General features: G+C 63.9%; 12 protein-coding genes. 9 read left to right on the forward strand and 3 right to left on the reverse strand.

All coding sequences use genetic code 11. The features are described 5' to 3' along the window. Nucleotides 1-27: 27 nt before the first annotated feature. The 6 genes from rpmH (at nt 28) to rsmG (ending at nt 3743) form a co-directional block, all read left to right on the forward strand. Nucleotides 28-165, forward strand: a complete 138-nt coding sequence (gene rpmH / locus KIH74_RS20170; RefSeq protein ID WP_052528269.1) for a 50S ribosomal protein L34 — start codon at nt 28-30, stop codon at nt 163-165. 21 nt (nt 166-186) lie between these two features. Continuing rightward, nucleotides 187-573 carry a ribonuclease P protein component gene (gene rnpA / locus KIH74_RS37855; RefSeq protein WP_308113920.1) on the forward strand — a complete coding sequence of 129 codons (387 nt, stop codon included), beginning with the start codon at nt 187-189 and terminating at the stop codon, nt 571-573. A gap of 64 nt (nt 574-637) precedes the next feature. Beyond that, the gene (gene yidD / locus KIH74_RS20180; protein ID WP_214157742.1) at nt 638-1024 is read left to right on the forward strand and encodes a membrane protein insertion efficiency factor YidD; all 387 of its coding nucleotides are present in this window, start codon (nt 638-640) and stop codon (nt 1022-1024) included. Nucleotides 1025-1039: 15 nt separating this feature from the next. Beyond that, nucleotides 1040-2149: a membrane protein insertase YidC gene (yidC, locus tag KIH74_RS20185; RefSeq protein WP_214157561.1), complete on the forward strand. Its 1110-nt coding sequence runs from the start codon at nt 1040-1042 to the stop codon at nt 2147-2149. 209 nt (nt 2150-2358) lie between these two features. Then, entirely contained in the window at nt 2359-3000 is a 642-nt protein-coding gene (locus KIH74_RS20190) for a Jag family protein (RefSeq protein ID WP_246572735.1), read from the forward strand. Between the two features lie 5 nt (nt 3001-3005). Beyond that, nucleotides 3006-3743: a 16S rRNA (guanine(527)-N(7))-methyltransferase RsmG gene (rsmG, locus tag KIH74_RS20195; protein WP_214157562.1), complete on the forward strand. Its 738-nt coding sequence runs from the start codon at nt 3006-3008 to the stop codon at nt 3741-3743. A gap of 3008 nt (nt 3744-6751) precedes the next feature. Here the strand turns inward: rsmG and KIH74_RS20200 are convergent. After that, a complete protein-coding gene (locus KIH74_RS20200) occupies nt 6752-7690 on the reverse strand; it encodes an IS5 family transposase (protein WP_281418032.1) in 939 nt (312 codons plus the stop codon). A 7247-nt stretch (nt 7691-14937) separates the two neighbouring features. Between KIH74_RS20200 and KIH74_RS20205 the strand changes: the two genes are divergently transcribed. Next, nucleotides 14938-16008, forward strand: a complete 1071-nt coding sequence (locus tag KIH74_RS20205) for a ParA family protein (protein ID WP_214157563.1) — start codon at nt 14938-14940, stop codon at nt 16006-16008. Nucleotides 16009-16256: 248 nt separating this feature from the next. Beyond that, the gene (locus KIH74_RS20210; protein WP_214157564.1) at nt 16257-17435 is read left to right on the forward strand and encodes a ParB/RepB/Spo0J family partition protein; all 1179 of its coding nucleotides are present in this window, start codon (nt 16257-16259) and stop codon (nt 17433-17435) included. Between the two features lie 179 nt (nt 17436-17614). On the opposite strand, the gene KIH74_RS20215 is transcribed toward KIH74_RS20210, so the two are convergent. Together KIH74_RS20215 and KIH74_RS20220 are read right to left on the reverse strand one after the other, a co-directional pair. Continuing rightward, nucleotides 17615-18565: a D-alanine--D-alanine ligase family protein gene (locus KIH74_RS20215; RefSeq protein WP_214157565.1), complete on the reverse strand. Its 951-nt coding sequence runs from the start codon at nt 18563-18565 to the stop codon at nt 17615-17617. A 57-nt stretch (nt 18566-18622) separates the two neighbouring features. Continuing rightward, a complete protein-coding gene (locus KIH74_RS20220; RefSeq protein ID WP_214157566.1) occupies nt 18623-19936 on the reverse strand; it encodes an aminotransferase-like domain-containing protein in 1314 nt (437 codons plus the stop codon). A gap of 235 nt (nt 19937-20171) precedes the next feature. Here KIH74_RS20220 and KIH74_RS20225 point away from each other — a divergent pair, with 235 nt between their 5' ends. Next, on the forward strand, nt 20172-20834 hold the full coding sequence (locus tag KIH74_RS20225) for a GNAT family N-acetyltransferase (RefSeq protein ID WP_214157567.1): 663 nt from the start codon (nt 20172-20174) through the stop codon (nt 20832-20834). The last annotated feature ends 16 nt before the right edge of the window (nt 20835-20850 follow it).

Below are 20850 nucleotides of genomic sequence, written 5' to 3' on the forward strand. Positions count from 1 at the left end.
AAGCACTGACTATCTGGGAGTCCTCACGTGAGCAAGCGGACGTTTCAGCCGAACAACCGGCGCCGTTCCAAGACGCACGGTTTCCGCCTGCGTATGAGCACCCGCGCCGGCCGCGCCATCCTGGCCGCCCGCCGCCGGAAGGGTCGCGCGGAACTCTCCGCCTGACCCGACCGTCTCGGTCTCGGGGTGCTTCCCAGCGCTCATCGGATGCGTCACGGCAGTGAATTTTCCACTGCCGTGCGCAAAGGCCGTCGCGCCGGTCGGCAGACCCTGGTCATCCATCTGAACCGCACCGGTTCGGATCCGGCCTCTCCGGCACGAGTTGGTTTCGTCGTGTCGAAAGCGGTCGGCCCGGCGGTGGTGAGGAATCGCGTGAAGCGGCAACTGCGTCACATCACGAGAGAACGCCTGGCGGCCTTGCCGTCGGGCGCGCTCGTCGTGGTGCGGGCGAATCCGGCTGCCGCAGGTTCACCGAATCTCGCAGCCGACTTCGACAGCGCGCTGTCCTCCGCCCTACGCAACTCGTCCGGTGGCGGTGCCTCAGGGCGCCGGCCCGGGGGCCCTCGTGGCTGAGTTGCCGGCGAAGAGAGCCTTACGCCGCGGCGCGGGGCTCCTGGGCCGCGGCCTTCATTGGCTCATCGGCGTCCCCAGGCTCCTGCTCATCGGATTTCTGACCGTGTACCGCTGGCTGGTCTCCCCGATATACGGCGAGACCTGCCGTTTCTATCCGTCGTGCTCGCTGTACGCGCTCACAGCCGTGCAGCGGCACGGAGCCCTCCGCGGGTCCTGGCTGGCCGCCCGGCGTCTTCTGCGCTGCCATCCCTGGAACCCGGGTGGTGTCGACCACGTTCCACCGGTCAGGAGCAAGGCCGGATGCGAGCACGGGGTGACTGCTCCAGCCACTCCTTCTGCCGTTCCGGCGTCACCCGCTGCCGAGCCCGACTCGCCTGAGCCTCGGGCGAACCGCCGGGTGGCTCCCACTGACCAGAACTGCGCGCCGTCCACCCCGCGACGTGCCGCCTGATCCGGCGAGGAGCCGATGCAGATCCTGAGACCCCTCGAGTACGTCGTCGCCTGGATCATGGTGGCGTGGCACTCCCTCTGGAGCGCGATCGGCCTGCCCGAGGCATCCGGCTGGACCTGGGCGCTGTCGATCGTCGGCCTGGTGGTCGTCATCCGGATCGTCCTGATCCCGCTGTTCGTGAAGCAGATCAAGGCTTCCCGCGGGCTCCAGCTGATCCAGCCCGAGCTGAAGAAGATCCAGAACAAGTACAAGGGCAAGACGGATCCTGAGTCCCGTCAGAAGATGACGCAGGAAACGATGGCTCTGTACAAGGAGACGGGCACCAACCCGTTCGCCTCGTGCCTGCCGATCCTGCTCCAGGCGCCGATCTTCTTCGCCCTGTTCCGGGTGCTGAACGGCGACATGGCCATCGGCCCGCTGAGCGCCGAGCTGCGCCAGCAGCTCGACAACTCGACCCTCTTCGGATCGGCTCTGTCGGACACCTTCCTCGGGTCCACCGACATCGGCACCAAGATCCTGACGGTCATCCTGATCATCATGATGTCGGTCGCCACCTTCACCACGCAGCGCCAGCTGATGATGAAGAACATGCCGGCGTCGGCTCTGGACAACCCGTTCGCGCAGCAGCAGAAGATCCTGCTCTACGTGCTGCCGCTGGTGTTCGCGGTGTCCGGGGTGAACTTCCCGATCGGTGTGCTGCTCTACTGGCTCACCACGAACGTCTGGTCGATGGGGCAGCAGTTCTACGTGATCCGGCGTATGCCGGCCCCGGGTTCACCCGCCGAGAAGGCCCTGAACGAGCGTCGTGCCAAGCGTGGAAAGCCGCTCCTGGGCCTCGGCGCCGCACCCGCGGTCGACGAGACGGACGAGGAGTCGGCCCCGCAGCCGGCGCAGCGCGTCCAGCCGAAGAAGCAGACCAAGAGCCAGCGATCCAAGTCCGGTGCCCCGGCGGCTTCTGCCTCGCAGCAGGCGAACGAGAATTCGTCAGCGACTGAGCCTGGTTCGCCGGAAGAGGCCGCGCAGCAGGCTGCACCGGTCAAGCCCAAGTCCGGGCGGCAGAAGAACGGCAACCAGAAGGCATCCAAGGCGCAGGGCCGTGCGCGTGGAAAAGTGACCGAAACGTAAGGTGGGGCATCTCCTGGCCCTCAGGCCGGGGGAGTCCTGGCAACTAACGCCGGGAACAATCGGCGTCGCGACTGGAACCCTTCCTCCGGGGAGGGTTCCAGTCGCGAATCGTTCGTCAGACAACATGGAATTCATGTGGCCGGTCGTTGGGGACGACCGGTGCCAGGCTTGCCGTTCGGCGAGCCGGCTGCGATGTGAGGAGACGGTTCATGGAGAGCGGCGAACAGGCCGAAGCAGTGACAGTGCAGGACCGTCCCGCGGACGACATGGAGCCCACGACGGCTCCCGGCGACTCTGCCGAGGCTTCCGAGGAAGACGCTGAGACAGCTGGCGCTGCCGCTGGCTCAAAGCGGTCCTCCCGCTCCCGGGCCTCCATCAAGGATCTGGAAGAAGAGGGCGAGGTCGCGGCCGACTACCTCGAGGAGTTCCTCGACATCGTGGACGTCGACGGTGACATCGACATCGACGTGGAGAACGGCCGCGCTTCGGTCGCGATCGTCAGCGACGGCGGCAACGAGCGTTCCCTTCGTCGCTTCGTCGGTTCCAACGGCGAGGTGCTTGAGGCTCTCCAGGAGCTCACCCGCCTGGCGGTCCAGGCCAGCACGGGAGAGCGTAGCCGCCTGATGCTCGACGTGGCCGGCTACCGCGCCCAGCGTCGCGCTCAGCTCACCGAGAAGGCCACGAAGGTCTGCGAGCAGGTGAAGACCTCGGGCAAGTCCGTCGCGATGGAACCCATGAGCGCCTTCGAGCGCAAGATCGTCCATGACGTGGTGGCCGAGGCCGGCCTCAGCAGCGAGTCCGAAGGCGTCGACCCCAACCGGCACGTCGTCGTCCTGCCGGCCGAGTCCTGACCTCAGTGTCCATCGAACCCACAGAGGAAGAGGCGGCTGCGGCCCGGACAGTGTTCGGGCCCCGCCTCGACCTCGCGTATGCGTACGCCCAGGCGCTCTCCACCGCTGGGGTCGAGCGTGGATTGATCGGTCCGCGTGAGGCTGAGCGCATCTGGGAGCGTCACCTCCTGAACTGCGCCGTTCTGCAAGAGTTGGTTCCGGCCGACGCTGAACTCGGTGACGTCGGTAGTGGCGCTGGTCTTCCTGGTATCCCGGTTGCCATCGCCCGCCCCGACCTGACGGTCTACCTGATCGAGCCGATGCTGCGCCGCACCACGTGGCTGCGCGAGATCATCGCCGAACTGGACCTCACCAACGTTGAAATCATCCGCGCCAAGGCTCACATCGTCGCGGAGTCCAAGCAGCACTTCGATGTCGTCACCTCACGCGCTGTTGCGGCACTTCCCACGCTGGCGGCTTGGTCCATGCCACTGGTGAACAAGGACGGGCAACTACTGGCGATCAAGGGCGACACGGCGGCGGAGGAGCTCGCTGCGGCCGGCGATGTGCTGGCTGAGCTAGGAGCCTCTTCGTCCGAGGTCGTGCGGTGCGGCGAAGCCGTGCTGAAGACGCCTACCACTGCTGTACGCATCGTGGCGGGGCGCCAGGGACAGCTGCCCAAGAAGAAGGCCGCTGCGGCTTCAGGCGCGCCTAAGAAGAAGAAATCTCCTGCGGGCGGCTCGTCGACCGGCAAGCGCCGCTAGCTCAGCTCCGGCTGCACCACAGCGAGGGCAGGGATCAGAATCTGATCCCTGCCCTCGCTGCGTTAGCGCCCATAACGCCGAGTTCCCGGTCGTCGTTACTTTACGTTGCCAAAGTTCGTCGTCCCTCGAGTATTCACGCAGCTCACTCAAGCCTGTGGGCAGAGGTGTGGATAACTCGTGTTGGGTTGTGTACTTCAAAGCCCTTCCCACAGTCGAGCTCTGCGGCTGTGAAGCCCTTTGCCATGACGCGCAAGGTTTTGACCTGCGCGTTTCCTGACCCTGCGGGTGTCCTAGGCACTGCTTGAGCGGCCGACCACAGAGCGCCTGTATCTACACAGCGCTGTGGAAAAACCTGTGGTGGGGTGGGTTGAAGCCGTCGACGGACGACGCTTATGCACAGGCCCTGTGTGGACGAACCTGTTACGAACTGCGATGTTCACCTGTGGACGAATGACAAGTTCTCCGAGCTCTGGCCTGCTTACGCAGTCTTCCTTCTGCTGACGCAGAGCTGCACAGCGCTGATCTGCATGCCGCAGATCCTGTAATTCGCTTGGTTGCATTAGCCGGTTTCAGGAAGGCGTCTCCTCCGGCCTGGGCCAGGACGGCCGCGACCAGCTTCAGTCTGGTGTTGGAGAGAAGAGCGGGCACGCGAATGAGGAGCTGATCCCCCCGAGGTTTGCGTGCTATCCGGGCGAGCGGCGTTTCAGGCGTCTTATGTCTTGTCAGCAGCTCTTGGTCAACCTTGGTGAGCAGAAGAGCATGAGAAGTGTTCCAGAGGGCCGCTACGGCTGATTTGAGGCACTCGATGCTTCGAGTCGGGGGAAGTTGACCTAAATCTCGCGATTGGGCTCACCGAGGGGCTTCGGTGGGCTGATACGCCTTCGGGCTCTCTGGCTTTCTGGCTCTCGGGATCCCGCCCCGGGCCGGCCCGACCTATGCGCTTAACTGACTCCTGAGCACCTGAAGCTTCCTGACTTGCTTGCGCCCTTCACCACGTACGGCATGGCAGCGGAGTGTGTATGCGGGAGGGTCTTGGATCTTTGGACGTGCCTCTTCGATGTTCGTCCTAGTGCTTGCTGACCGCTCAGGTGATGCGGCTTCGTTTCACGTGAATCACGAGCTCCGGCGCGGCGCTGGGACAGGCACCCTGTTTCCCGTTCAAGAAGCCCTCAAGCTGGCGATCCGGGTGTTCGAAGCTTCTACCGGGCTCTCAAGCAACCAGCTTTTCAGCGCCGCGCGGCGGCACGCCTGCCCAGCATTGGTCGCGGAGCTCATGCCGAGTACATGAGCCATCCTGACGTTTCACGTGAATCAAGACCCAGGTGCCCTGCTAGTCGAAGCCCTGATGATGCGTGTCCGCACCCTCCTTATTGAGTGACGCCTGCGTGAGTGAAGCTGCCTGAATGGTGTTGCAGCTAGGCCTAACCAATCTCTTGGTCCTGAGGGGACCTTGAAGAGAGCGCCAGGCGCTTGGCCTCCACCTGCGCGACTGGGCGCTCTCAGCTGACGGGCCATCGACCCTCCCACCTGCGGAGCAGCCTTCCGACGACAGTGTCTGAAGTCCCCACGGGTAGGGTCCGGACACCCGCAACACTGGCCAAGGATTAGCTGATGCCGCGGGGACTGGCCAGTGTCCCGATCCTGAAGTCATGTGGGCGAGGTCCATGAAGTAATTGATTTGGGTTGGTCGACGAGAGACCCGCTGGCCGGGGCGATTCATGTCCTTGCAACTGACGCACCTTGCCTGCCCAAGCGAAAGGATGACCGGCGATCTTTAGGCTGACTGGGGCGTTCTGGAAGCCAGCATCCAAGACATGAGGTTCTCCTGCTGGAGAAGTCCATCGTCGGTGGAGGCCGGCCGGTTTCTCTCCTTGACCAAAACCATGACTTCGCATTCGAGTGGCAGTTGATCCAAGAGGCGTCTTAGCCAATTACCACGGCTCCAGTCATGATTCCGCCATGACTCAGGCTCCAAGCGACTGCAAGATCGTGGACAGTCTCGGAAAGCGGCGAGCGGTTGGACCTGCTCAGCGACGCTTCTCTTCCCGCAAGACTCAGGCGGGCAGTCCCACGGGTCCACGAGTTGGCCAGCCGGCGTTCTGCGCTCTGTCTCATAGCGAAGCTGGGTGGTCTTGGACGCAGATTCGGCTCTGTTCCGATGTTCAACTGAATGCGCAGCATTTGGGAACTAACAGATAGGCATGACGAGGAGAGTATGCGTGATTCAGATGTTGGACTGATCGAGTCAACGATCGCAGCCAGCGAATCAGAGCGAATCACTGAGCTTGCGCAAATGCTGTTCGCATCGACAAGAAGTGCGTCGGCGTTTCACGTGAAACTGGTACCGCACCACGCCGAGCGGCGTTGATCGATGCCCGGAGCACGAGGCATGAGAGGCGAGAAACGAAGGGTTCGCCCATGCTGCTGCCGCAGTTCGATACAACAGGCCCCGGAAGGCCTGTACTAGTCATGAAGCCTCGATTCACCGTTGTCGACGCGATGATCCGGCCCCGACCAAGGCGCGTAAAGATCCCAAGCATGGTCCGACGCTCTTACCTAGTCCAATGGTCATGTTAGTGAGCCGGGCTCATGGGTTGGGGCCGCAGAAGTCAGCGTCGTCACGTTCCACGTGAAACATGCCAATGTTCCGACACCCTGGCACGGGCACAGATCAGGACGCACTCGGAGGCCCAAACTGCGGAGTCGCCAAGTCGAGCAAGGTGAAGCTCTGCTCGCGTACTTCGTCGCACGCCTAACCTGATGAATCATGGTGCGGCTAGCCGTCAATCAATCGGCGGCACGATATATGTCTGAGCCCCCATGGCATATCACAACTGCGAGGGCCCCTCGGCCGGCCTGCCGTAGCGCACCGTCGGACGGGGCCGAACTTTCGCCCGTGCATGATTGCTGATCTTGATCATTAGCGCTGGAATCGCACATGGTTCGTGTGCTCCAGCCGCGTCTGTGGTGAATCCACGACCCATCGTCCAACATCTACCGGTCGGCTACTAGGGCGTGTTTTGTAAGTCGCGGAGCCAGATGTTGATGCAGGCGATCTGGACCACGGCTTCGTAGCGCAGAGCCAGCTTTTCGTAGCGGGTGGCCAGGGCGCGGTGCTGTTTGAGCTTGTTGATGGCGCACTCGACCGCATGCCGTTTCTTGTATGACTCGGCGTCGAAGGCTGGGGGCCGTCCACCGTGGCGGCCCTTGGCTCTGCGGTTGGCTGCCTGGTCCCTCTTGACCGGGATACAGGCCCGGATACCGCGTCTGCGCAGGTAGGAGCGATTGGCCCGGCTGGTGTAGGCCCGGTCGGCCCGCACCTCATCAGGGCGGCAACGCGGCCGGCCCCTTCCCGGCCGGGGCACCCTGATCGCCTCCAGGACCGCCTGGAACTGGGGAGAGTCCCCGCGCTGGCCCGCGGTCAGGATCACCGACATCACCTTGCGGCCCTGCTTAGCGGCCAGATGCAGCTTCGTCGTCCAACCACCCCGCGAACGTCCCAGCGCATGATCGGCCGGTTCCGGCCGACCGGGTGGGCCGGGCGGCTCGGCCTGGGCCTGCGCATCACGGCGGGCGCCGGCCGCGTGCTGATGCGCGCGCACGATCGTGGAGTCGACCGAAACCTCCCACACGATGCTGCCGTTCGCATCGCCCCACGACTGCAAGGTGACCAGCAGCCGGGCCCAGATCCCAGCCCGCTGCCACTGCCGGAACACGCCATACACCCGCTGCCACGAGCCGTACTCGCCCGGCACGTCACGCCACGGCGCTCCGACCCGGATCCGCCAGCGGATCCCGTCGATCAACTGCCTCCGCGTCCACTTCGGCGGTCGCCCCCACCGGCCCAGACGGCCCTTGACCTGTAGTAACGGCCTCAACGCCCGTTCCATGACACACCACTGCGCATCCGTGAGATCAGCCCGCCCAGACACAGGTATCCTGCTCAAGAGGCCTCCGTTTGTCCCAGTTCTTCTTCGCCGTTGAACCAGGCAAACGGAGACCTCGCCTGTCTCCTGGGAACGAAACTCCTTACTGCATCACGACTGCATCAAACCGGCAGAGCCACTTGTGAAACACGCCCTAGCAGCGCTGCTGGATTAAGGTATGCCGCTCGCCACGCGTCACTCGCGCGAATCGAGCACGATTAGTTCGCGATGTCACGGCCACAGTCGTGGTGAGCCGAAGTGCAGTGATTGAGATAGCGCTGGAGCTGAGTGCCCGGAGATCGAAGACAACGGGCCTGGTCCTTCAGCCTTGAACCTTCGCGAAGGATTCACGTGAAACAGACATGCAAGGCAACTTCAGGTCGCCGCCCAATAAGCGGATCCCACGACAGGTCCTTCCAGACCGCGTACTCGTGGCTCAAGCAACCCTTCTGATGGCGGGCGCGAGCAGGACGCTGGAAGCGCGGACCGTGTGAACACCGCTGTCACTTGCAGCGGTCGGAGGCAAGACGGTTCGATTCCCAGACCGCCGCCACACACCCTGGGTTGATGAGCTTGCACGATACTCGGGCGCCATGCGAGAGGGCGATGATCAACGGGCCATAACCCTTCTTCACCGGGTCGGAGGCCTGCGTGCGTGACCGAATCATGATGGCAATGCGTTCGCTCGTTACACGGCCACTGGCGATTGATCCCGGACCCAGCCGTGACCCGCGCGATCGGCGGGGCTCACAACCCTCGATTAGCCGGAGGAGACGGCAAGCGAATTCTTGGGCTCTGCGGATCTGTGCCGAGGCGCCCTGGATCCTTGGCGAGGGAAGCGCGCGTCCACAGTTCACCGATCTTGCGCTTCTCTGTTGCTGAACAAGGTCACGACAGGAACCGGCAAGATCAGGTTCTGGGACAAGCATCAGGAAGTGTTACGGGTCTCCGAGTTCAGGGCCAGCTATACCCGATCGACGAGATGGCACGACCCGGCCTGCTGGCCGCGGTCCCGATTTGATCAGATCGGGCTCTTGGCGATCCATCCATCACGGCACGATCTGAAACCAGGCAGTGCATCGCGACCCGATCTACGGTCGCGGACAGGCTGATTCCGCATCGACGTGAAGGACTCCTAGACGAGGGTCTCTCCCTATGGCAGATGAATCCGCCTAGAAGGAGCGGCGTCGATGCCCGACGAGGCGAAGACTGGCCGCAGGCAGTCAAACCGCGCCAACCACGCTTCTTGGGCCAGCCTCATGGAGAGCGAGTTCGGTCCCTCCGACGTCGACGCCGCCTCAAAAACTCCCGGAAAGTACGTGGTCCTGAAGCCGGCTACCAAGGCCTGCCAACTCTGCGGCCCGCCCTGTAAGCATTCATGGCTGGTGCCTCCAAGCAAGTGCAACTGGACCTCAAGCTTGGCTGGGGCCGTGGTATTTAGAGCCGCAAGATGAATCATGATTGATCGACGAATGAGGGCCCTCATTGACGCTAACCAAGGCTTGAGACGGGAAGCGGTGGCTGAGTAGCCGACGAAGCCCTCGTCACAAAGCAATGAACGAGAGCAATCGGGTCAGCAATCAAGCGGAACCGGCGGGGACGCTTAATGGGACTGACTGGCCAGGCAAGATTTGCTGACGGCCCTGCTTGCGCTTGCTTCGGTGGATGAAGAGGTATTACGTGCCGGCAGCATAGACTGCCGCGTTTACCGGGTGATCCTTTTTAGAGCCGGGGAGCTGCGGTGCAACAGGAGAGAGCGAATACCAGCAGAGCTGAGCTGGGCACTCCAATGGAATGACCCAATCGATTGGTGAGCTCTCTTCCCTGTAGGCCTCGGATGCCTCGCCGGAGCTGATTCCGCATCTCAGACAATCGGCAGAGGATGACGAGGCGATGCCGACCATAGGCGCCGTCGGTGGCGCTCGGCTCACTTGATTGGACTCGACATCTCGCGAACGGCTTCCGGCTCGCTCCGTGATGATAGATCGCGCCAACTGAGGAATACGGGCAGCAGCCAACTGACGCCGTTCACGTTATAGGCGGCCAGCAACAGCAGCCCTCGGCGGTGCATGAGTCGCTGCCCGGGAGACATCACCTTTGTAGCGGGCCATCGCTCAGACCTTACGATGCCCGAGGCCGAATGCGCTTCGCACGCTTGACCACGACCGGCTCCGCAGCCTCGGCGACCGGCATCGGCCACGGCCCACGCACCGGCTTCGGTGCGAACATGCCACCGGCGCCCGCGTTCGCGTCTGCCCATTCAGGCTCGTGAACCTCGTGGTCGACATGCCCGCCTGCTAACAGATCACCTCGAGTTCTTCGAAGGGCCCAGGGGGTGCACAGCTGACTTCTTCTAGGCCCGCAGCTTCACCGCCGCCGCCTGGTCTAGCACCTTAGGTGAGATCGGCGATCCGCGCCGAGCTGCTGCTATCGGCTCGATGCCTGGTTCGATACCGGCGACAGGCCGGCCTTGAGGAACTGAACGTTTGCACGTGCCGTCGGACTGCTCAGAGACCTTCGCCTGGCGGGCGGCTTGGACGACAGTTCATCTCACCGGCCGTATCGACAGGATGTTCCGTTGCTTCCCGACCGGTGGCCGAGAGGACGAGGCATGATCGACATGCTCTCTTGCTGGTCAGAAAGACAAGGAACTACCTCTGCCAAGAATCATGACACGCGCGGCAGGGAATGCTGGACAGTCACGCAGAACTGGTTGCTGCGGACGCCAATCTGGTCCCGGCGCCGATGTGTAGCCGCGAGCAGGAAAGTTTCACGTGAAACGACTAAAAGCATCCCTTGCTGTGGCGCCGACAGGCCTCATCCTCCGCGGCCCTCTGGTGAGCCAGGATGATGCTCGCCTCAGCTGCTTCGGATGCCGGACCGTCGGTCCCGCTCGACGTGAGGTGCTGAATGGGGCGACCGTGGCCGACACCGTTCGGATTGTTCAACTTCGGGACCCGACAGTTCCATGGTTGAGCGATGCTGTTCTGCCCGTGCCGGTTCAGCAGCAGCCGACAACAACCGCGTCTTGACGGATAGAAATGGCCCCGTAGTGCGATCACCGACTCTACCGCCTGGAGCAGAACGCGATTTTCCCCAAGTGCATAACCCTTGTGGATATCCGATCTTGAATCCTCTGCAAGCGTCGCAAGAGGAAGAATGAGCAGTTCAGCCCGTGGACGGACACGCGATCCAGGCTCCACGCGGGGCCATAAGTTGACCTCTTGTGGATTGTTGGTTCTTCACAGCGGGAGGAGGATGCCGAACTAGGTCGGCTTGTGCAGTCTTGGCTCAGCCATCCACTCCATCCACAAGCTGTGGACATCGTGGTTGACGGCGACCGCAGGCGTGGGTGAGGGCAGCCGCACGTATTTGCCAGACTCTGATGGTCACCGGAATGGGGTGAGGTCGCCCTCGCGAGCTCGCTCGGGCACAGCGGTTGCTGAATGGGACAGCTCCTCATGATCGATCTACGGCGAATCATCCGCTGGCACTTGCTCAGGGATATAGGCCGGCATGCAATTCTTGCCGCTGCCGCCCAAGGGCACAGGACATTGTCAGCTGGCAGCAGAGCTCGATATCTACACAGAGGCTCTGCCAGCACGGCTCTTGTCCCATGCGCTGTCGTCCGCCGGTAATCGGTGAGACGTGAGGACGTTCGGTACCGCTTGGCCCGCAGAGAGAATCGAGCTCTCTGGCCGAGGTATCGGTGTTGATGAAGTGCGATAGGCCGTTGGGCACTTTAACGCGATGACCGTACGCGATGACTGCTTGGCCGCAGCGGTGGCCTGGCCTCGTTGTCGCCCCAAGCGCAGACTTCCCTGACGCGAATGCGGCGAGTCGTTCGTGGGTTGCACTGTCGTGTCTTCGAGTCGGCGCGAGTTGATGTTGGTCGCTCCACACTGGTACAGGTAGCCAGTTCTGACGACATGGTTGGAGTAGCTCGAAGCGGTCTAGCGCACATCCGCAGCGGTTCGTGAACTGGGTCCGGAAAGGCTCCGCTCAGGATCCTTGGGTCGGATCCGTCAAACCTTCATGTTGTGCACGGCCAATAGGTACGTGTGCCTGGTGTGGTGCTTGCAAGGATTGACGAGGATCGGCCCGCATCGGGCCCAGCGGCGGCAAAGAGACTCGATGGCGAGGAATGGTTCGATCAGATTGGCACTGCGGATGTCGAACGGTCGACCGCGAAGCGTCAACCCAGGGGATGATCGACACCTTGCTGGATGATTTTTCGGTGCCCATATTGGCCAGCGGTATGAGACGACCGCATTCTTCGTTCTTGCTGAACTCTTAGGCGTCAGCGACTCTTGCCATTGCGCACCGCACCTCTGACAGATGAGAGGCGTAAGAAGCCGGCCTAAATGGTCTTGTCTTGTTGGGACGAGATTGGGTCTAGTCCTGATAGGCCATGTGCGGGGAAACCTAATTGGGTGCCGCACCAGCAATCTTGGAGAGCGTGGCCCGCAAGCTGTGCGCGGTCTGCGTCTCGCTGCGGCAGCTGCATATGGCCGCCGAAGCGATGTCCCACGGCAAGAGTGATGCTGAGGTTGGGAGCTTGAACGAAACCAACGGATGGTTTCACGTGGAACGGCAGTCCATCGAACCGATCATCTGCGGGCTGGGGGAGAGAGAAGGCACTTGCCTGCGACGAGGGGGATTGAGAGTTCGAGGAGGAGATGAAGAGCGGGTTGCCGCGATAGGCGATTTCCGTTGTGCGGGTGCCCCATGGAGATACCGAGAGGACGCAATGGTCGTCGCAGCGGTGAGGGGGCCGATTCTCCCGCTGGCTAGTGAGGCGAGTTGGCGCCTTGGGAGGGCTGGGAAGTGCAGTCGACGGTCTGAGCGCAATGAGATCGATAGCGCTTTTAGTCCTGAGCGATTCGCTGTCTGAGGGACAGGGACTGGAGGCGTCATTGGTTTGCGAGCTTGCGAGCGTAAGGCACCATGCCGAATGGGCGCCTTCTGAAGAGGATTCACGGAGTGAGCCAACATTGCTTGGGGAAGGCGTTAGCTCTTCGGTGCGGAGGTGCGGAGGTGCGGAGGTGCGGAGGTGCGGAGGTGCGGAGGTGCGGAGGTGCGGAGGTGCGGAGGTGCGGAGGTGCGGAGGTGCGGAGGTGCGGAGGTGCGGAGGTGCGGAGGTGCGGAGCTGACAGCTGTCCAGTAATCCGAAGGAGTGCCTGATGTCGAGCTGAGGTGCCGGGCCGCGCATCGACTATGTGTGGACTGTCAGCTCAGGTGGGTCGGGACTGCCGCGGTTTGAGATTCTCCATGCGCGGTGCTTTTAGAAGTGCAGGCTACGTTTCACGTGGAACCGAGCTTTGGAGCGCTTGGCTCAAGACGGGCTCGTGTGACCCAGCGGGCTTCCGGCCATGGGGAGTGGCGCTGGTCCGAGGATTTGCGGTGCGCCCTGCGTGATCTCGTAGGTAACGTCTCGTCTTCGTGATTGACTAGGCCAGTCACGAGTAGTGCACCTTCGGCGACAGCAGGTGCCTGTCCGGGGACCGCACAGCCATCAGATCTATTCACAGCGGCCGAGTTCGGTTGTGGACAAGTGGATGAGTATCTGACCGCACGACGTATGCAGCGCACGTGTTGAACTGGGCTCTGACCAGCTCTGATGTTTGCAATCTCGAGATCCATCGGCGGGGGCCAAGCTCTTCTCGATTATCCACAAGCCGGCGCAGGCTGTGGATAACGCTCCTTGATTGGGTCATGCGGGGGTGGGCTCGGAGCAGTCGACGGAAGGGATGTTGGTGAGTGAATTGGGCTGGCCCTCGGTTGCACTGAAGCGAATGGCCAACGGACTCGGGTGGCCGAAGGCCGATCGTCGCTTGGTTTCCCGTGAAACATCTCCTCCGGATCAGTCGCTTCAGGGCGGAGGTCAGACTGCAGGCATGTCTGGCTCGCCAGCTGACGAAGCGCACTTAACCGTCGCTGCGCCCAACGAAGGCGTGGAGAGGGCTAGTCGAAAGGGAAGCCTTGACCCAGTGAGGTCAGCGCAGGGCGAGCCGCTCCAGCCGGTAGAGGGAGAATCGGCACGGATTGGGGTGCCGGGGCGATCTCAGGGCGGCGCTGTCGAAGAGGCGGCCTCTGGAGCCCGGGCGCTTGAAGGCAGCGGAGCTAGTGGGCTTGCCGGAGCTACTTCGCCTGGTCGAAGGCCGTCACTTCGCGATCGAATGGATCGAGCAGCACTGCGCCAATCGTCTCGCGCGGGACAGCTGGCGTCTGCGGCTTCGGGCAAGGATCTCAGCAGTGAAGGTGTGGTTCTCGCTGAGAGTGCTCCGCAGGATGCGGCTGGCGGTGGTCCTGCTGCGTCGGCGAGTGCATCAGGTTCCGGAGAGCCTTCGGCTGCGGGGCCCGGCGCAGAGGTTGACCCGGACGTGACGTCGGGACAGGTCGTTGAGGTGGGCGCTTCTCGGCCAGGCAGTTTCAGTGAGTCAATCGGCGATTTGAGCAGCGAGCTTGATCGTGTAAGTGAGAGTAACGAGGGACCTGCTGCGCCAGGCCACCCGATGGCCATGATGGGCCCCTCTAGGTCTGGCTCTGTCGGGCCTGGTGTTGGGACCGACACCCTTGACGCCGACGCTCGTGAAGACAGCATCGGAACTGAGTCTCTTAAGGCTGTCAGTCCCGACTCACAGCAGGCGGAAGAGGAGCGGGGTGATCAGAGGCATTCCGATCTGCGGAGAAATCCGGAGCTCCGGCCGGCCGAGGTCATCGACCTTTCCGATGCTTCCAGGCCAGCACAGAACTCGTCCGACGACGATCGCCGTCGGCTCATGGATTCACGTGAAACCGGGCACGAAACACGACAGAACCCCGCGAACGTGAAGGAGCTGGCGACTGAATCGGGCGCGCTGAAGCCGCAGATGCCAGTCCCGGCGCTTGTAGATCTCCGAGACGATGATCTCCCGCCGGCCCCCGTAGATCGGTTCAACACAGGGGGAGGAGTTTTCTCCCCGGAGGGATACGATCGGGGTGGTAAGCCCGTTGGAGTTTCTGGTCAGCAGGTAGCCACCTCCTACGCCCTTGACGCCGTAGCGGGGTATGCGGGCCGGGCCCATAGTGAAAATGGTTCCCTGTTCGATATGGACCGGGCCGAGCAACACGGAAGTGCTCCGGCCAAGGATCACCAGCACGTCAACGCCACACCAGGCGGTAGTCGGACCGGGGCAGAAGCTCCGAGTCATCCATCATCATCACCAGAGGTTCGGATGTCAGCGAGCAACGAGCCCAGCACTTCGGACACCGAGGCCGGATACTCGATGTCTGTCACCCGTCCCTGGCTGGGCGTAGATCCGACTCCGGGAACCCGGCAGCCGGTTCAGCGCCCCGTCGAGGCCCGGGAGACTGCTGGGGCCACCACTTCACCCGCCACGGGAAGCCAGCCGTTGGTCGAGTCGATCTCACTGCTGGACGACTCGACGCCACTGGCTCTCGAAGTCGCGGAGGACACCCGCCGCCGTATCGCACTTGCGGGTCGGCGGTTCCCGCGGCCCAAGGAGACGCGGGTGCTGACGGTGTCGAACCAGAAGGGTGGCGTCGGTAAGACGACCAGCACCGTCAATCTGGCCGCAGCTCTGGCTCAGGCCGGGCTGCGCGTGCTGGTGCTCGACATCGACCCTCAGGGCAATGCGTCCACTGCTCTGGGCATCGATCACCATGCTGAGGTTCCCAGCGTCTACGACGTGCTGGTTGAAGGCATGCCCCTGAAAGAGGTGGTGCAGAAGTGCCCTGACGTCGAGAACCTCTGGTGTGCCCCCGCCACCATCGATCTGGCCGGCGCCGAGATCGAGCTCGTCTCTCTCGTCGCTCGCGAGTCGCGGCTCCAGAAGGCTGTGCAGACGTATCTGGAGGAGCAGGAAGCAGGGCCGGGGCGTCTCGACTACATCCTGGTCGACTGCCCGCCCAGTCTGGGGCTCCTGACCGTCAACGCGTTTGTCGCGGCCCAGGAAGTGCTGATCCCGATCCAGTGCGAGTACTACGCGTTGGAGGGGCTCTCCCAGCTGTTGCGCAACGTCGACTTGATCAAGGGCCACCTGAACCCCAAGCTTCACGTCTCGACGATTCTTCTGACCATGTACGACGGTCGTACCCGCCTGTCGTCGCAAGTTGCGGACGAGGTTCGGGCACACTTCACCACCGAGGTCCTGAAGACGACGGTTCCGCGTTCGGTCCGCATCTCCGAGGCTCCGAGCCACGGTCAGACGGTCATGACGTACGACCCCGCGTCGAGTGGGGCGTTGTCCTACCTGGAAGCGGCAAGGGAGCTCGCGGAGCAGGTGCTGGATGAGAGCGAGCGGTCGCAGAAGTCTGACCCGGCCAACCGTTCTTGAGAGGACGCAGGACGGCTCGGTCAGAACAACCACAGGATGTTCAAGCGAGAACGAAGCCTGAGCGTTCGGCATCAAGGGTTCAGGGCATCGACCTGAGGCCGCACTGCCGAGTCGGGAATCGGGGCCGTGCCTGGCGCACGAGCCCGATCGGCAGACGCATCAAGCTATTGACGGGGTTCACAACCACAGCCGACCGGCGCAAGCACGGGGCAGAGCGGAATTACCATGCGTACTGACGAGGAGCAGGTGTGAGCGACAAGCGAAGGGGCTTGGGGCGAGGCCTCGGAGCGCTGATTCCTCCGCCTCCGGCAGCCCGGCCCGCCGGTGACCGTCCGGTGGATACCGCCTTCTTCAACGAGCGGCAGGACGGCGACGCTCCTGCCGAAGCGCAGAAGGCGGCTTCAGAGGGTGCTCCGGCCACCTCGGCTGACACCAAGTTGACGGACTCCAAGTCGGCGGACAGCTCCGGTGAACAGCAGCCGACGACCACGTCGGGCGACGCCTCGGCGGACACCGAAGCTGCCAAGGCCGAGGAGCTCCCCCCGGTCCAGGCCAAGACACCGGACCTGGTGCCGGTGCCGGGTGCCTACTTCACCGAGCTCCCGGTCGGCGCGATCGTTCCCAACCCGCGCCAGCCGCGTACGGTCTTCGACGAGGAGGCCATGACCGAGCTGGTCCACTCGGTCAAGGAGATCGGTGTTCTCCAGCCGATCGTCGTGCGGTCGGTCCCTGCCGCCGAAGCCGGTGGCGCCACCTCGTACCAGCTCATCATGGGAGAGCGCCGATGGCGGGCCAGCACGTTGGCCGGCCTCGAGCACATTCCGGCCATCGTTCGCGACACCAACGACGATGACCTGCTGCGGGACGCGCTGCTGGAGAACCTCCACCGCAGCGAGCTGAACCCGCTGGAAGAGGCCGCGGCCTACCAGCAGCTGCTTGACGACTTCGGTTGCACGCACGAGGTGCTCGCCACCCGGATCGGTCGCTCCCGGCCGCAGATCAGCAACACCATCCGGTTGCTGCGCCTGCCCCCGGCCGTGCAGCGTCGGGTTGCCGCCGGGGTGCTCTCGGCTGGGCACGCCCGGGCGCTTCTCGGCCTGGAGAACGCCGAGGCGATGGACAAGCTCGCGACGCGCATCGTGGGCGAAGGGCTTTCCGTGCGTGCCACGGAAGAGGCCGTCGCCATCAGCGAGCCCAGTGATGAGGCTGCACCGAGCGCCCGTCGTAAGCCGCGGGCCGGCAATCGCAACGTCGAGCTCGACGATCTCGCGGGCCGTCTTGCCGACAAGCTGGATACCCGCGTGAGCATTGCTCTGGGTCGCACCAAGGGCAAGCTGAGCGTCGAGTTCGCCAGCGTCGACGATTTGAACCGCATCCTCGACATCCTGGCTCCGGAGACCCGGAAGGCTTTCCAGAACGGCGAATAGACACCGAGCAAGAACCAAGAGGGGCACCGATCTGATCGGTGCCCCTCTTTTTTCATGATCATTGAGGCCGTCAAAGCGGCTACCTCAGGCTCCTGAACGGGATAACGCGATCGCGCCAGGTGTAAGCCAGTCGCGCGCCGGTGATTGCTGAATCACATAAGCTGACAAAACCGGTCAAGTTATGATGGGGGAGCCAGCGCCGTTTCTACAAGGTCGCGATAGACCTGGGGCGCCGACAGGCCTGCCGCCTCGATCGACATCGGTAGCAGTGATGTCTCGGTCATTCCCGGTGCCACATTGACCTCGAGGAACCAGGGAATCCCCGAGCCGTCGACGATCAGGTCGGTGCGGGAGACATGTCGCAGACCGAAGGCCTTGTGCGCGGCGAGGGCAGCGGTCTTCACGGCCTCGACCGCGCTGTCGGGCAGCCGCGCCGGACAGAAGAACTCGGTGGCGCCGGCCACGTACCGCGCGTCGTAGTCGTAGAACCCGGAATCCGGCACGATCTCCACCGGCGGCAGGGCGATCGGCCCGGTGCCGGTGTCGAGCACGGTGACCGCCACCTCAACGCCGGAGACCTGCTGCTCGACCAATGCCACGTCGCCGTACGCGAAGCAGTCCACCATGGCCCGGGGCAGGCCGGAGGCCTCACGGACGGCGCTGGCGCCCAGCGCCGAGCCACCCCGGGCCGGTTTCACCACGAGGGGCAGGCCGAGTCGTTCCACGATCGACGTCAGCACCCGGTTCGCGCCCAGCTCACGGAAGATTCCGTGGGGCAGGGCGACGAACCGGGGCGTGGACAGTCCGGCCTCGCCGGCAGTGCCCTTCGCCACGGACTTGTCCCAGGACAGGCGGCAGGCGGCGGGGTCGGAGCCGACGTAGGGCACACCGACGAGCTCGAGCACGTCGCGCACCGCGCCGTCCTCACCACTGACGCCGTGCAGCAGTGGCCAGACCACATCCACCTGGCCGGAACGCAGGGTGTCGAGCAAGCGGTCGTCGACATCCGTGACGGTGACCTCGCAACCGGAATCACGCAACTCCTCGGCGACCCGGCGGCCCGATCGCAGCGAGACCTCACGCTCGTGCGAGAGGCCGCCCGCCAGGATCAGAACCCGCGGCGACAACATGGTTTTCATACCTCCGACGAACACAGCAGACGACGAGCGAACACAGAAGAAGCGGGATCAGGTCAGGTCGGGGCCGGGTGAGTCGACCACCGAGCCGGGCCGCGGCCGCCTCGGCGCGGCGCCGAAGGTGGCCTGCACGTCGAGTTCCTGGTCGATGACGCCGGCCAGTCGGCGCACACCCTCGCGGATGCGCTCCGGCGACGGATAGCAGTAGGACAGCCGCATGTGGTCGTGGCCCTGAGCGTCTGCGTAGAAGGCGGTGCCGGGCACGTAGGCGACGCGAGCCGTGACCGCGCGTGGCAGCATGGCTTTCGTGTCCAGACCGTCGGGGACCCGCACCCAGACGTAGAAACCGCCCTGCGGACTGGTCCACGACGAGGTCGGCATCATGTCGCCCAGGGCATGGAGCATGGCGTCGCGGCGTTCCCGGTAGAGCTCACGGAACACCCCCACCTGATGCTTCCAGTCGTGTTCGGCCAGGTACGAGGTGACCGCCATCTGACTGAACGAGCTCGGGCAGAGGATGGCGGATTCGCTGGCCAGTACCAGCTTCTCGCGTACCGCGTGCGGGGCCACGGCCCAGCCGACCCGGAACCCTGGGGCGAAGGTCTTGGAGAACGAGCCCAGGTAGATGACACCGTCCGGATCGAGTGAGTGCAGCGCCGGCACCGGGTCGCCATCGAAACCGAGCAGTCCGTAGGGGTCGTCCTCGAGCACGAGAACACCGAAGCGGCGGGCGATCTCGACAATCTGGGGACGCCGCTCGGGGGACAGCGTGACGCCCCCGGGATTGTGGTGGTTGGGCACCGTGTAGAGCAGTTTGACGCGCTTACCGGCACGTTTCAGGGAGACCAGGGTGTCGGACAGCGCCGAGGGAATCAGGCCCTCGCCGTCCATCGGTACATGGACCACGTCGGCCTGGTAGGAACGGAACACACCGAGTGCTCCCACGTAGCTGGGGGCCTCGGCCAGCACCACGTCGCCCGGATCGACGAAGATGCGGGTGACCAGGTCGAGGGCCTGCTGGGAGCCGGTGGTCACGACGATGTCGTCGGGGTGCGCGGTGACGCGGTTGGGCACCATCACGTCGAGGATCCGGAGGCGCAGTTCGGGATCACCCTGACCTGAGCCGTACTGCAACGCGACCGGCCCGTTCTCGGCGACCAGGCTGGAGACCGCGCGGCCCACGACGTCCATCGGTAGAGCAGTGAGGTTGGGCATGCCACCGGCGAGCGAAACCACTTCGGGACGACTGGCCACAGCGAACAGGGCGCGAATCTCGGAGGCCGTCATGCCGCGGGTGCGGGCTGCGTATGACCCGAGCCACTGGTCGAGTCTGGAACCCTGGTTACTGCCCTCACCGGTCTGCATGGTGCGTACCCACCTTCGTCCGTTCGCGGTGTCTGACGTGGGAAGCAGACCATCAGGTATCAGGGCCCCTGTCCACGGTGTTACTTTCAGTAATCAGAAAGTAACTGCATGACGTATTCACGTGGCCCGCGTGACACGCCTACGATCTTTTTCGCCTGACACCCTCGTCAGTACTCTGCTGTGTGCCGAGGATCAAGGCACAGCCACCACCGATCACCGCCGCAGGAGCTACTGGATGAGCCGGAGGCTCGCACCGCTCACGCTGGACAACCTCTCCGATCTTCCGGGGACGTGTCGGCGTTGTGTCACCTGGGAACTCGATCCGGTCGCAGCCGAACAGGCGCGCAAGACGGGGGACACCGGCTTCGAGAAGGAGGCCTGGATCTCGGGAACCCTGCTGGAGTGGGGTTCCTGTGGCCGGGTCGCCTACGTGGACGACGAGCCGGCCGGTTTCGTCACCTACGCGCCGCCCGCGCTCGTGCCGCGGGCGCTGGAGTTTCCCACCTCGCCGGTCAGCGGCGACGCCGTGTTGCTGATGACGGCCCGGGTGCTGCCCCGGTTCGCCGGTGCCGGGCTGGCCCGCATGCTGTTGCAGGCCACGGCGAAGGACCTGAGCCGTCGCGGGGTACGGGCGCTGGAGGCGTTCGGGCTCACGGCGGGCGGGGGGATGACCGCGGATCCCGCCGACGAGGACAAGGAGAAGGCGTCCTGCCTGGTGCCGGCCGACCTGCTGACGGCCGTCGGGTTCAAGACGGTGCGCCAGCACCACCGGTTCCCCCGGCTTCGGCTGGAGCTGAAGACCGCCATCTCCTGGCGGGAGGACGTGGAACTGGCCCTGGAGCAGATTCTCGGGACGGTGCGGCTGCCCGCGCTGTCGGGAACCAGCGTGGCCAAATAGCAAAACACCGGTGGCC

This window comes from Kineosporia corallincola, assembly GCF_018499875.1.
In the GTDB taxonomy this organism is placed as follows: domain Bacteria; phylum Actinomycetota; class Actinomycetes; order Actinomycetales; family Kineosporiaceae; genus Kineosporia; species Kineosporia corallincola.